This window comes from Nostoc edaphicum CCNP1411, from assembly GCF_014023275.1.
In the GTDB taxonomy this organism is placed as follows: Bacteria; Cyanobacteriota; Cyanobacteriia; order Cyanobacteriales; family Nostocaceae; genus Nostoc; species Nostoc edaphicum_A.
Genome location: NZ_CP054698.1, coordinates 6,943,789 through 6,958,426 on the forward strand (window position 1 = coordinate 6,943,789; position 14,638 = coordinate 6,958,426).

Genomic DNA, 14,638 nt, shown 5'->3' on the forward strand with positions numbered 1-14,638 from the left:
TAGTAAATGCATTTAAATTATGATTAGAGAAGGATTCGCGGAGTTTAAAGAGCGATGAAATAAAAATATTGCTCAATCTTTTTGGAATGGCTGCACTTTTAACTGTAGGTCTACAACAGAGGTAAGTTCAAATCAGCTATGACTAAGGATGTAGCGGTTAACAGTAACTTTATATTCAGCAGTATTATTTGATTGATCTAGTACAGCACGGCGGAAATAAACCACCCATTCCCAATCAACAAAACCCTTAAGCTGTCTTCATTTTTAATTTTTAATTTTTAATTTTTAATTTTTAATTCCGCCTTGCGGTACTAGCCTTATTAAACACCTTCAGTGCAACCAAAACAGTGAAGCAAATCATAACAGATTGGATAAATATAGACCCATTTTCCTTACAATCACGCCTCACGGTTGGTATTGCATCATTTTCAGCTTTGGTATTAGGTAGTCTTGCTACATGGACTAGTTGGAAAATGCAGCAAATTTTAGTTGATGGTCATAAATACAATATAGAACAAATCGCCAAGCGTTTGCCGCAAGATGTACAAATTTATAGTGAAATGATGCAACCCGAAACTGGGTTGCAAAAGGCTATTAATAATTTAGCAAATACCAACACATTGTTATGGCTAAAAAGTCCTGATAATAAAATTTTAGTGAAATCTGCCACTTTGGATTTATTATCTGATAATACGGTAACTGATTTAATGTCTCTGACTAAGATGCCGATTAAACCACAAGTTTACAAAGTAAACCAAAGCTACTTTGTTTTATGCGGTAGTTCTGTGCAAGTGCAAGGTAAGTTACTGGGTGAGTTATTTGTAGTTAAGGATATTACCCGCGAACAGAAAATGTTTGTGGTAATGGTGCAGAGTTTAGGTATTACTAGTGGTTTGGCAATTATTATTTTAACTGTTGCGATCGCATTTTATATTAAGCGTTCTTTGCAACCTCTGCGCCAGCTAAATCAAATGGCTTCTGTGATTTCCGCTGAGGATTTAGGAAAAGCACAGCTATATCTTGATAATGCACCCAGTGAAGTTAAAGAATTAGCTCAAACCTTAACCATGCTTTTATCACGCCTTTCGCAATCTTGGGAGCAAGAGCGAGAATTTGTGAGTAATGTTTCTCATGAATTACGCACACCTTTAACAATTGTACATGGTTATTTGCAAAGCGTCTTGCGAAGGCAGAATAACTTAACTCAAACCCAACAAGAAGCTTTAGAAACTGCTGCATCGGAAGCTGAACGCACTATTCGCCTGCTACAAGATTTACTTGATTTAGCGCGAGCAGATAGCGGTTACTTATATTTTCAAATGAAATCTTATGTGCTGAATGAATTGGTTGAAGAAGTTGTAATGATGGCAAAAAAATATAGCGATCGCACAATTACAATCGAGTCAGAAATTTATCCAATTGAGATCAAGGCAGACTATAGCCGCCTGAAACAAGTGTTATTAAATTTAATTGATAATGCTGTTAAGTATTCTGAAGCTGATACACCCATAACTCTTAAGTTAAATGAGCTTCAAGATAAAGCAATTATTCAAGTTTGTGACAAAGGTTATGGCATCCCCTTGCAACAGCAAGCACGGATATTTGAGAGATTTTACCGTGTAGATGAATCTCGCTCTCAGACCACTGGGGGTTCTGGTTTAGGTTTATCGATTGTCAAGACACTTGTAGAAGGTATGGGTGGTAGTGTAAGTGTGCAATCGAAGTTAGGGGAAGGGAGTATGTTTACAATCAATTTACCTACATATAGTAGTTCTATCTAATTGATGAAAAGTAAAAGGGACTGGGGATTAGGGATTGGGGATTGGGTTATCAAACGAAAAATGATATTCCAGGCTTTAACCTCTCCCAAATTTTAGAATGTTTTCCCAGTCCCCAGTCCCGAAGCGGCGAACATCACGCCATTAACATAAAATATTACCCTACAAACCGCAGAGAATTCTAACCTTTTTCATGAACATCGATTCTGGCTGTTCCAATTGGGATTTCTTCCGTCAACCCAATTCTTTGACCGCTCACTCCGTAGAGCAGTACATTCCCACCTAAACTCTTTCTTTGTACACCTCTTAGCTCCACCTCTAAAGAACTACCAGGAACTACAGGTTGGTCAAAGGTGATTAATAAACGTTCTTTACTAATTTCAGTCTTAGCTGCAATTTCTCCACCCGATTGGTCTGTAATCCGAACTCCATTAAAGCGTTCCATCTGACTTGGTAGAGAAATTATTAGGTTTTGTAGAGACATTCCTTCTATAGCCACTTTGATAAAGTGAATATCATTTCTGACGCCAGAGTTAGTAATATGAGGAACGTTAAAGTTGAATGCGACTTGGGATGCTGTGTGTGTATCTGAATTTGACTGGTGATACTTTACAGGTGTCGCTAAAGCTGTCGCAGATGTAGTGAGTATTAAAGCAGATAAACTACCAAAAATTAAACCTTTCATGATAAAGTCCTCGCTCTTAGATGAATGGCTTGATGTGGATCAAGAACCTGTAATTAATAGATTCGTATATGACTATGAGAACAAGCTGACTCATAAATTAAAGTCTTCTGAGATTTCAAAACTAATATTCTTATAAAACTTTTGCTATCAACCATTCTTTGTTGAAAAAATCTTGCCAGAATTTGGGTCTATTTCCGTTGCCAATAGTTTTAATTTGATCTAAGCAAATTTTGTAGTTAATAATATTAGTTGTAATTGATGTGTGGTGCAATACTTGTCGGGGTTTGGGGGAAAGGGAAATTAAAAACCTTTAACCCTTACCCTTTAACCCTTACCCAAAACCAAACCTTGGGTTCAAAATGCTTAACCGAGTAGTATTGATGTGTGGTGTGTTTGTAAATCTTGCAAGCATCTGGTGTAATCAAAGCTTTTTTTTGGGGATTTCTCCCATTAATATTTTTAAGCCAGATAATTGTGTTTGATTTTCAGATATTAGGCTGTTAAATTCTTGAATTTTATTTTCTAAATTACTACCGCACAACTAGCACCAGTGACATTACAGGCTATTTTAGTCACAGAAGTTTAGCCACCACCAGAGATTGAGCCGATTATCTGGTTACTTGGAAGTCCCCACTTCCTCATTTTGCGGCCTTTTTCCAAGGAAGTTTGACTGTAAATCGACTACCTTTGCCTAACTGACTTTCGGCATGGACAGTTCCACCGTGCAACTCGACAATTTTTTGCACCATCACTAGTCCTAAACCGGTGCCTGGGGAACGTTGGGTAGAGGCGTTTTCAACTTGCACAAAAGGTTGAAATAATTTAAAAAGGTCATCGGACAGCATACCAATACCCGTATCTACCACGCTGAAAAAGATATATTCATTTGTGGAAGTTGGCTGAACTTCAATCCAGACTTCGCCCCCTTCTTTAGTAAACTTGATTGCGTTAGTTAACAAGTTAATAAATACTTGGCGGATGCGGCGTTCATCAACTTGGATGGGTTCAAGTTCTTCGGGTATTTGTGCCCTCAATCGAATATTTTTTTGAAACGCCAGATGTTTGACAAAACTTAGACTGAAGTCACATATTCCCTGAATTGAAGTAGCAGCTAGTTGCAGTTCTATCTTGCTAGATTGGGTGTCGGTAAGGTCAAGGATTTGGTTAATCAATTCTAGTAGATTCTTACCACTAGACTCCAGCATCTTTAAGGATTGACGTTGTTCTTCACTCACAGGGCCGTACACTTCATCTTGGAGTGCCTCTGTGATTACCAGAATAGAGTTTAAAGGATTTCTCAATTCATGGTTGATGTTTCCTAAAAAGGTTGTTTTGGCACGATTTGCCACTTCGGCAGCTTCTTTAGCCTCACGCAGTGCAGATTCTGCACGTTTGCGATCGCACACTTCTAAAGTTAGGGCGACAAATTCCGCAATTGAGCTAACAAAGTTTTGCTCGCTCAGTTCCCATGTCCGCGGAATACCAACGTGTTCATACAATACTGTTCCTACTACTTCACCCCCAACCCAAATTGAGGTATCAATTAGGGATACAATATTTTTTGGTTCTAGTAGTTCATCCCATAATTCTTGTACTCGTGGATCGGTGCGAGTATCGGTGACGCTGATGGTACGAACAGATGCTAAAGCTCTAAAGTAGATTGGATAATCTGCCAGGTAGCGTTCTAGATTAGCCGAATGTTTTTGCTGGCTACGTTCATAGAGACTTATGCATTGTAGTTTGGTGCGCTGGCGCAGCCCACCGTGGGCATCATTATTAAATAACCACACACTCACTTGCTCTACTTCTAAAGCATTGGCTGCTTTTTTTGTGATGACTTTGAATGCTGCTTCCAGATTTCCTTCAAAAATCGCTTTGTGATTTGCTAGTTCTGCCAATACTTGACTATGCTGGCCCAGTTTTTGCTCACTGTTAATACGTTCTTGAATCTCTTCCTGTAATTTTTGATTTTCCTGCTTAACTTGCAGTTCTAAATCTTCATTTTTAGTAATCAGTGCAGTCAAGGTTTTGCGTAACTGCTGCGTCATCTCGTTAAAAGATTCACCCAGCACCTCTAGTTCTTTAATGCCTTGTACTTTTACCACTGAGTTTTCGTCATTGGTAAAATCGGTTAAATCTTTTGTTGCCGTGCTGAAGTAGAGAATTGGTTGAGTTATCCAACGGGCGGTGACAATCCCCAACAAAGTAGCTAGTCCCAATGCTCCGAGACACAGAAAAATTGTAGTTTGAGTGTTGCGATCAATTTGTCCCATAAAGTCTGCTTCGGGGACAGCTACCACAATTAACCAATTGACATCTGGTTTGCCCTGTAACGGTCTAACTTCTAAAAATTGTCGTTTACCGTCAACAGAGAAATCTAATTGCTGTAAACTTTGAATCTGGTCAAAGTTACTAAATTTAGTTGTTAAATATTTAGCGGTTGCTTGAGTAAAAGAATTCCCGCTCTGGGAAGCTGCCAACCGAATGGGTTTACCATTTTGTAAGCGGAACGGTTCTTCGGTTGTGGAAGTTGCAACTAATAGCCCCGATCGCTCGATAATAAAAATCTGCCCAGACTTGCCAACTTTAATATTTTGCAGCAAATCCCCAATTTGTGATATATGAGTTAGAGTGCTGTTGACTCCGAGTAACTGACTTTGGGAGTTATAGATGGGTTGAGATGCACTAATAAGGAGTGTGGGGTCAGTGAGGGATGTAAAAATCTGACTAAAGCTGAATTTTTTGGCATTAACTGCCGTTTGATAATCAGGACGCGATCGCGCATCATAGTTTTTAATCACCTCTGGTAGCTGGGTACGTTGACCTTGAGAGTCAATTCTGTAAGTGTAGAGGTCGTACCCAGTTGACTTTCCGGCTGTTCTGAGCAAAAATTGGCGATCGTTTAGCTTCTCCACCGTTAGGTGTTCTTGCTGTTCATTGCTGGCCGTTAAAGCCAACACATCTGGAAAAATCTTTAACTGCTCTATTAAGTATGACTCCCAGGTTGCAAGATTTTCTATCTTCAGCAACCCCATATCAATGACATTTTGATTACTGCGTAGTACCTGACGCGGAGTTGATAGATAAGTCTGTAAATTCTGCTCAACTCGATTTGCGACTTCACGACGCAGTTCGCTAGCCACCTCATTGACTGCCTTTTGCCCATTGCGGATTGATAAGTATCCAGTCAATCCCACGGCTAGAAAGATTTGCAACAGAAACAACGCTACTAGGATGCGACTTAAAGGTACACCTTTAAACAGCGAAAAAACCCTACCTTGCCCAGTATTTTTGTTCATTTGCCCACTCCCCTTTCCTGTCCTGTAGTACTGAGTACAAAACCTCGACTTCGCTGTTATGTGGGCTGATGCATAGTTTATACTCGGTCGGGTCAAGTGCCAATATACCACTTCTGGCAAAAGAACAAAACGTTAACCTGTAGCTCGTACTTGTTAACTGTTGACAGTTATGATTCAAAGCATAGTCGCATTGCTTTCTGCACCAATTTCGGCTTCATGAAACAACAGCATCTATTTCACATCCTGACGACGACTTTGCTCCTGGAAGTAGTCGCGCCAGCTTTTGGGTAAGGCTTCAAGTTGAGCCGCTTGGTGAAGTAACTCTGGATTGTTTTGCTCACGAGTATAAAGTTGAGTGATATTGGCAACAGTAATATTGTTGTCATCCCGGCTCACCAACTCTAAAGTGTCTCCGGCTCCGACTTCGCCCTCTTGCAAAACACGAAAATAAAATCCGGTGCGACGACTTGCAAGAAATCGTTTAACTATATCAGGTCGTCCAAACCGAATCCCAAGTTTGTAACAGGGTAGGCGAGGTTGTGTCACCATCAGTTTGACAGTGCCAATTTGAAAGCGATCGCCAATATTCACGTCTTCTTCTCTTAGTCCAGCGATCGTGAAATTTTCGCCAAAGATGCCTAGCGGTAGCTCTGTATCAGGCAATTCACCTCGCCAGTAATCGTAATGCTCGAATGGATAGACATAAACTGCTTTGTCTGCTCCTCCATGAACGGTTAGATCGGCTTGCCCATCACCGTCTAAATTGAGTAAGCGCACCATCACGCGATCGCTGACTGGTTCTTTAAAAATTCCAGTGCTAACTGTTTTCCCTTTCCAGGCCACTTCACGCGGCAGTCCGATATTTACAGAAATGAGTTTCATGAAAATTTTAAATTGGGTCAGTACTCAAGTATGTGACATACTCCCACACCTCAGCAAGCTGTAGGTGTGGGCTTCTGTGCGACTCCCGGTATCCCCTAAATTGAATCAACGAAAATCTAGATTGTCAGGGCAATCAAGAAAGGCTTGATCCAGAGTCCAAGTATCGGGACAGAGGTTTTCTAGATTCTTGGCTCCAGTGGTGTAATAAAGTTTTGTGGCATCTAACCATTACTGCACACATATAGGGTTGCTACCAGGAGTAGCATCAGGATAGAAAGTGCGAATTCCACCATCTCTTCTCACAAATACTGCTTTAAACGTATTACCCTGATCAGTTACAGTCAAATGACAAACAGTGTTCGTAGAACTGGTATTAGGGTTATTTTTATAACCTAAAGCCACTATAGAAAGAATTTCTTCCGCACTGAGAGTATAAGCATAACCTTTGATAGAAGATTGAGCAGTAGTATTGCCAACTTTAACAATAGCACCAATAGTATAAATGGCATTGGGAACAACTTCTTCTCTGGATGTGTTGTTATTTAATCTTCCCGCTAAACCCTTTTCTTGAAGCTCCACATAACGACCAACAAAGTGCAATCCACCTATTGAACCTCCTGGAACAGGTTCTCCACAAAAAATATGATCAAAACCATCAGCATTAAACCAGACATTAGTCAAATCAGCTAAAAAATCTGCATTAGAAGTGCGTCCCAAAACCAGATATCCTCCTACATATTGTTTAATATTTGCCAAAACAGTAGGATTGTTTGTCATCATCAACTGGAAGTTAGAAGGGCTGACAACTGTACCAGGTTGTCCACAAAGATCAGTAACAGCCCTATCAAAGGCATTCAGAGTTGGAGCAACCGGGGTAACATCCCCTGGGCTGCCGAATGCTAGTCCAGATAAAGGATTATTGATATTGTCAAAGAATGGCACAGAACCAGCAGGTAGAGAGGGAGTAGAAGATCCAAAGTCAGTAATCACAATATCATCAATGTTAGTTCTGTTGGAAGTTCCATCAGTCTTGCGGATTTCACAACGACCTATGCCAGAAATATTAGGTGTAAAAGTTGCTGTTTGAAGTGATTTAGAACTGGTTGTAACTGTTGAACCAACTGCTGTCCATGAGGTTCCGCTTGTAGTCGAACACCACAACCCCCAAATGGTGTTAGCATCATTACCATACTTAGCATGTTTGATTGTAACTGTACCAATACCTGTGGAGCGATCAAATTTCATCGTAACTTTGCCACTGTTGCGAATGCGAGTAGATTGTGCTCCGGTTTTGACATCACTTGAAGTATTGCCAATCAAAGCATCATTTAAATTCCAAACGCCTGTACTGAGGGTGACATCAGCCACAGCATAAGCTCCCTTTTGACCAGACTCAAACCCCTCTGAAATTGTGGCGCTAATTGCTCGTAGGGAAAAAAATGAAAGCAGGAAGACTGCTCCTCCTGCTATCTTCAATGGAAATGCTAATTTCAACATAATCAACAAAGTTAAATATTGAGCTAAATACTAATTTTAATGTGGGTTGATTATCGATTGATTAAGCTCTTTTTAAGACTAAAATACTAAATTGTAGATTGTTAAATCATTTAGTAAATTAACCAAATTCATTTACACACCCTGGATATAATTAAAGTTTGTAGTAAAAACTTTAGTCTTAAAGTTCCTTATTTTAAGCAATGAATCACTCACTACAAATTAGGGTTTTCTTTATGTTTAATGTAATGCCAAGACTATTATAAAAAGCGTAAATTGTTTTTGGAAAACTTTTAGTAGTCTTGTAGGGTGTGTTTGTGGTACGTTACGCTTCGTTAACATACCCTACGTATACTTCAAAAATTCAATCCTAGTCTTATAGAAAAGACTTCTTGCAAAAGTGGGGGAAAAGGTAAAGGGTGAATGGCACTAAGAAAAGCCCAAAGGCTTGTGTTGTCTCGTTCCCAGCCTAGAGGATGGGAATGTATTTAAAAGAGGCTCTGCCTCAATTCAAGCTACTGGAGGCTCTGCCTACCAGAATGGCTTCCCAGCCTAGAGGCTTGGTCCAGTCAGAAACCTTAACTAAACCGTATTGCCTCTGCCGTTGTGTCTGTCTGAGTTTAATTGCGTTAGCGGAGCGGTGGAGAGGAACGAGCGTTATTGCGAAAAGCAGCGAATTGGATTTATCAATGCGATTAATTGCATTGTGATGCTTATAAATATGAAATAAATTGGTGAAAACCTGGATCAGTTCATAGCTAGTTAAGATTTATGAGTTCTAACTGCCGTTATTAATGAAATATAACTGTAGACAGATGAAATATGAAACGTTACTGTTAGTAAGAACGTCTTTTTTTTGTGTTTAGACTGTATTCAAGTCTAGGCGCTAGAGCAAAGGAGTTAATCAATTCAAGATTGCTTCTAATTGTACTGCATCCTGACCAAAGACATAGGTTTTATTACTCATGCTCAACGTATCCACTCACAATTCTCAACAAAATCAACAATTAATTGACAATACTGACTGGAACGTTATTGAAACGGAGTTTGACTCAACGCAGTTAAATCACAAAGAAACCGTCTTCACTCTTGGTAATGGGTTGTTAGGAGTACGGGGTACGTTTGAAGAAGGATATTCTGAGGATTTTCCAGCCACACTCATTCACGGTGTTTATGATGATGTGACAATTGCTAATACCGAATTGGTAAACTGTCCCAACTGGCTGCCATTGGTGGTGAAAGTAGCAGGCGATCGCTTTAGCCTGGAGAGTGGTAAAATTCTCAACTATGAACGCCGCCTTGATCTACGCTTAGGTTTAGTTAGTCGTGATGTGCGCTGGCGTAGTCCTAATGGTCATACTCTAGATTTTCACTTTGAGCGGTTCACGAGTTTAGCAGACCAACATGTTTTGGCGATTCGCGCTCAAGTTACATCCGTAGACTTTGAGGGTGAAATTACCATCGAAGCAGGATTTGACAGCGAACCACATAACCAAGGCGTCAAACATTGGCGAACTTTAAACCAAGGTGGCATAGATCAGATTATCTGGCTAAACAGTCAAACCATCCACTCAGGTATTAAACTTGGGATGGCGGCTAAGTTAGTGGTAGATGGTGACGAACCTACACCCGTGAGCGTCGTAAATGCTTCTAGTCCCACTTTGACAACCACCTTGGAGTTATACCCAGGAAAAACGGCGATTGTAGAAAAGATTGTCACCCTATTTACTTCACGAGAGACAGAAATTCCTGTTGCAGCCGCTCTACAAAGACTCGCTGATGAACCGAGATATACTACCCTGTTAGCAGCTCACATTGCGGCATGGGAACAAGTGTGGCAAGACAGTGACATTATAATAGAAGGCGATCGCTTGGCTCAATTGAGCGTCCGTTACAATCTCTTCCAATTACTAGCTGTAACACCACGTCACGATAGCCGAGTCAGCATCCCTCCCAAAACCCTTTCTGGTTTTGCTTATAGCGGACATATCTTTTGGGATACGGAAATATTCATCCTTCCCTTTCTTACCTTAACTCAACCAGCCCTAGCGCGGAACTTGCTCACCTACCGCTACCACACCTTACCAGGAGCTAGACGCAAAGCTCAAGAAGCAGGTTATCAAGGAGCGATGTTTGCTTGGGAAAGTGCTACTACTGGCGATGAAGTAACTCCGCGCTGGGTTCCTGCTCCCAACGGTGAATTAATCCGCATCTGGTGCGGTGACATTGAAGTGCATATCACCGCTGATGTTGCTTATGCAGTTTTACACTACTGGCAAACTACCAACGATGATGACTGGATGCGAGATTATGGCGCGGAAATTCTTCTTGATACGGCTGTGTTCTGGGAAAGTCGCGTACAGTGGAACCAAGAGCGCCACAGCTATGACATCCTAGATGTGATTGGCCCTGATGAAAATCACGATCGCGTCGATAATAATGCCTTCACCAATCTTATGGTACGGTGGCATTTGCAGTCAGCTTTGGCGCTGTGGGACTGGCTCAAACAAGCTTACCCTGAAACCTCAGCACAACTGGTGCAAAAACTCAACTTAACCACAGAACGGCTGCACAATTGGGCAGAAATTCAAGAGCGCCTATTTGTCAATGAAGATGCCCAAACAGGTTTAATTGAGCAGTTTGAAGGCTTTTTCCAGTTAGAAGACGTTAACCTGGCTGATTACGAACCACGCAGCAAATCTTTACAAAGTTTGTTGGGAATTGAAGCTACAAGCCAAAAGCAGATTCTTAAGCAACCAGATGTATTAATGCTGTTGTATTTATTGCGCGATCGCTATGACTATAACACCCTTGTCACCAACTGGGACTATTACACTCAACGCACCGACCACAGTTATGGTTCTTCACTAGGCCCAGCGATTCACGCCATCTTAGCTTGCGACCTTAATAAACCAACCGAAGCCTATACACATTTTCTGCGATCGGCCTTGGTAGACTTAGAAGACGTAAGGCTTAACGCCGCCGAAGGAATTCACGCCGCCAGTGCTGGAGGAGTATGGCAATCGGTAGTTTTCGGGTTTGGCGGTATTCGGATGACTCAATTTGGCCCCGTTGCTTGTCCCAACCTACCACCTAACTGGACGCGTTTGAAGTTTCGCCTGCAATGGCGTAACGAGTGGTATGACTTCGACTTACAAGCTGAAGCAGAAGCCAAAGTTCCTGCATTGGTAGATACACACCCGAAAATTAATGAGGTTGTGTTTGACTTGGATGAAGTTTTAATTGATAGCTCAGAGTTTCACTTTTAGAAGCGAGACTTAGTTATAGGACTTACGCAAAACTATCGCTGTAGGGGCAATTCGTGAAGAAGGCAGGAGGCTGCAATCAGTGTAGGCAACTCTATCAGATAAGGGTAAAAGGGGAAGGTGGGGCCCCCTCTGGGGATAAGGGGCGGGGGAAAGGGGAAAGAAAAAAACTTTAACCTTTTCCCAGACCACAAGGAAAGTGAAGAGTGTAGATATTGCTTCTTTCCTGTTCCCTCACTACACAAGTAAGTTCAGGAATGAAATCGGATTCCTATATGATCCGGTAAGTATCGTCTAGGCGAAGACAGATTATGACGCAAACAATTTCAATCAACGACTCTGGGCACTTGCAACTCAAACCGCTAGAAATCCCATCCCGTCTGCTGTTGGGCCCTGGGCCATCCAATGCCCATCCTACAGTTCTCCAAGCGATGAATACCTCGCCTGTTGGGCATCTTGACCCAGCTTTTCTCGCCCTCATGGATGAAATTCAGTCGTTGTTACGCTACGTCTGGCAAACAGAAAACTCACTTACTATTGCAGTCAGTGGTACGGGAACAGCGGCAATGGAAGCAACCATCGCCAATGCTGTAGAACCTGGTGATGTGGTTTTGATTGGTGTCGCTGGTTACTTCGGTAATCGCCTCGTGGATATGGCTGGACGATATGGTGCTGATGTGCAAACTATTACCAAACCTTGGGGACAAGTTTTCAACCTCGATGAACTCCAAACTGCCCTAAAAACTCATCGTCCAGCTATTTTAGCTTTAGTTCATGCTGAAACCTCCACTGGCGCACGTCAACCGTTGGAAGGGGTCGCTGATTTGTGTCGTGAATTTGGTACTTTGCTGTTAATAGATACGGTGACAAGTCTGGGTGGTGTCCCGTTGTTTTTAGATGCTTGGGGAGTTGACCTAGCTTATAGTTGTAGCCAAAAAGGGTTGGGTTGCCCGCCTGGTGCTTCGCCCTTTACCATGAGTGCGCGTGCAGTTGAGAAATTGCAACAGCGCCCAACGAAGGTTGCAAACTGGTATTTAGATATGTTGTTGCTGGGCAAGTATTGGGGTACTGAACGCACCTATCACCATACAGCACCCATTAATTTATACTATGCATTGCGGGAAGCACTACGTTTGCTTGCAGAAGAGGGGTTAGCAAATTCCTGGCAGCGGCATCAAAAGAACGTAGAGTATCTCTGGGAAGGCTTGGAGAGTTTAGGACTGAGTATGCACGTTGAGCAAGAGTATAGATTACCAACGCTGACCACTGTTTGCATACCAGCAGGGGTAGATGGTAAAGCGATCGCACGGCAGTTACTCAATGAACATAATATTGAAATTGGCGGTGGTCTTGGCGAACTCGCGGGTAAAGTCTGGCGCGTGGGATTGATGGGCTTTAATAGTCGTAAAGAAAGTGTTGACCAACTTTTAGCAGCATTACGACAGGTTTTACCTAAGTAACGCGATGTGCAACTTAATATTCTGACCTCACTTCCATTCCTCTCTCCTAAAAGGAGAGAGGCTTTGATTTTTGCTCCCCTTCCCTTGTAGGGAAGGGGTTGGGGGTTAGGTTTGAGATAAAGTCGCAGATGGCAGCTTTTGCGTATTGAAGGAGGCAGAAGGCAGGAGGCAGAAGGTCTTACCTCTGTTGGGGATTCAGGAGGGTACTGAATATAAAGCCACCAAATTTTTAATTTGGTGTTCTTGTCTTAAACCCAAGTTCGCTCTGATCAATTGCTCTCAGTGCTGGAAGCAGTATTCCTCCTGCCTTTATTGATAAAAATATGGGAACCTTCATACAAATGAAGGGTTTTGAAATCTAAACTTTCAGTTACCCTGAAGTTAGTTGCTCAACTAGTATTGACTGTTCCACAGATAGGTATAGATGACTCAACAAACTTCTAGAATTTGTATCCTTGGCGGAGGCTTTGGTGGTCTTTACACAGCCCTGCGCTTAAGCCAATTACCTTGGGAATCTACGCAAAAACCCGAAATTGTTCTAGTAGATCAAAGCGATCGCTTCTTATTCTCTCCTTTACTTTACGAATTACTCACTGGCGAACTGCAAACCTGGGAAATTGCCCCACCCTTTGAAGAAATTTTACAAGGTACAGGGGTGCGTTTTTATCAAGGGGTTGTGTCTGGAATTGACATCGACCAGCAACGGGTAAATATACAAGAAGGGCCCGAAATCCCTTACGATCGCTTAGTACTGGCGCTAGGAGGTGAGACACCGCTAGATTTAGTACCGGGTGCAGCAGCCTACGCTTACACATTCCGCACAATCTCTGATGCCTATCGTTTAGAAGAACGCCTGCGATTTTTAGAAGAATCGGATGCTGATAAAATTCGGGTAGCGATCGTTGGGGCTGGCTACAGTGGTGTAGAGTTAGCCTGTAAGTTAGCCGACCGATTAGGCGAAAGAGGACGCTTTCGGATCGTTGAAATCGCTGACCAAATTTTGCGAACTTCCCCAGAGTTTAACCGGGAAGCAGCAAAAAAAGCTTTAGAAAACCGTGGTGTGTTTCTGGATTTAGAAACCAAAGTAGAATCAATCGAGCAAAATACCATCTCCCTAGAGTACAAAAACCAGTTAGACACGATTCCCGTAGATTTAGTAATTTGGACTGTGGGAACTAGGGTTGCGCCCGTAGTGAAATCTCTTCCTCTCAAGCAAAATCAGCGTGGTCAAATCACCACTACATCCAATCTGCAAGTTCTTGATCATCCAGAAATCTTTGCCTTGGGAGATTTAGCAGACTGTCATGATGCTGAAGGACAACAAGTCCCTGCTACCGCACAAGCAGCTTTTCAACAAGCTGATTATACTGCTTGGAATATCTGGGCAACTCTAACTAATCGCCCCATCCTTCCCTTCCATTACCAACAGTTAGGAGAAATGATGGCATTAGGAATAGACAACGCCACTCTCACTGGTTTGGGAGTTAAACTAGATGGGCCTTTGGCATACGTCGCCCGTCGCGTTGCCTATTTGTATAGGTTGCCAACTTTAGAGCATCAGCTGAAAGTTGGTTTTAATTGGCTAGCCCGTCCAATAATAGAAACACTTTCTCGGTAATTTCAGGTTGGTCATTTGTCATTGGTCATTTGTCATTTGTCATTTGTCATTGGTCATTAGTGACTCTTTCCTGTTCCCAGTTCTGAGTAAAAAATGAGATTCCCAACTCAGCACTCAGCACGGGCTAAACGCCCTGCTACCGCTAACAGCACTCAG

Annotated in this window: 8 protein-coding genes; 4 read left to right on the forward strand and 4 right to left on the reverse strand. The window is 42.1% G+C overall.

Annotated elements, in window-relative coordinates:
• Window positions 1-347 precede the first annotated feature (347 nt).
• Window positions 348-1,781 carry a sensor histidine kinase gene (locus tag HUN01_RS32050; protein ID WP_181929545.1) on the forward strand — a complete coding sequence of 478 codons (1,434 nt, stop codon included), beginning with the start codon at window positions 348-350 and terminating at the stop codon, window positions 1,779-1,781.
• A 178-nt stretch (window positions 1,782-1,959) separates the two neighbouring features.
• Here the strand turns inward: HUN01_RS32050 and HUN01_RS32055 are convergent, their stop codons facing one another.
• The 4 genes from HUN01_RS32055 to HUN01_RS32070 all read right to left on the reverse strand — a co-directional run bounded on the left by HUN01_RS32055 (window position 1,960) and on the right by HUN01_RS32070 (window position 8,141).
• Entirely contained in the window at window positions 1,960-2,463 is a 504-nt protein-coding gene (locus HUN01_RS32055) for a hypothetical protein (RefSeq protein WP_181929546.1), read from the reverse strand.
• Between the two features lie 638 nt (window positions 2,464-3,101).
• Window positions 3,102-5,762: an ATP-binding protein gene (locus HUN01_RS32060; RefSeq protein WP_181929547.1), complete on the reverse strand. Its 2,661-nt coding sequence runs from the start codon at window positions 5,760-5,762 to the stop codon at window positions 3,102-3,104.
• Window positions 5,763-5,993: 231 nt separating this feature from the next.
• Window positions 5,994-6,644 (reverse strand): MOSC domain-containing protein, encoded by a 651-nt coding sequence (locus HUN01_RS32065; RefSeq protein WP_181929548.1) that lies wholly within the window; start codon window positions 6,642-6,644, stop codon window positions 5,994-5,996.
• 228 nt (window positions 6,645-6,872) lie between these two features.
• Window positions 6,873-8,141, reverse strand: coding sequence for an EndoU domain-containing protein (locus HUN01_RS32070; RefSeq protein ID WP_181929549.1), 1,269 nt, complete (start codon window positions 8,139-8,141; stop codon window positions 6,873-6,875).
• Window positions 8,142-9,103: 962 nt separating this feature from the next.
• On the opposite strand from HUN01_RS32070, the gene HUN01_RS32075 reads away from it, so the two are divergent.
• The 3 genes from HUN01_RS32075 (at window position 9,104) to HUN01_RS32085 (ending at window position 14,482) form a co-directional block, all read left to right on the forward strand.
• Window positions 9,104-11,407 (forward strand): glycoside hydrolase family 65 protein, encoded by a 2,304-nt coding sequence (locus HUN01_RS32075; protein WP_181929550.1) that lies wholly within the window; start codon window positions 9,104-9,106, stop codon window positions 11,405-11,407.
• Between the two features lie 308 nt (window positions 11,408-11,715).
• A complete protein-coding gene (locus HUN01_RS32080; protein ID WP_181929551.1) occupies window positions 11,716-12,864 on the forward strand; it encodes an alanine--glyoxylate aminotransferase family protein in 1,149 nt (382 codons plus the stop codon).
• Window positions 12,865-13,288: 424 nt separating this feature from the next.
• Window positions 13,289-14,482 carry an NAD(P)/FAD-dependent oxidoreductase gene (locus HUN01_RS32085; RefSeq protein ID WP_181929552.1) on the forward strand — a complete coding sequence of 398 codons (1,194 nt, stop codon included), beginning with the start codon at window positions 13,289-13,291 and terminating at the stop codon, window positions 14,480-14,482.
• Window positions 14,483-14,638 lie beyond the last annotated feature (156 nt).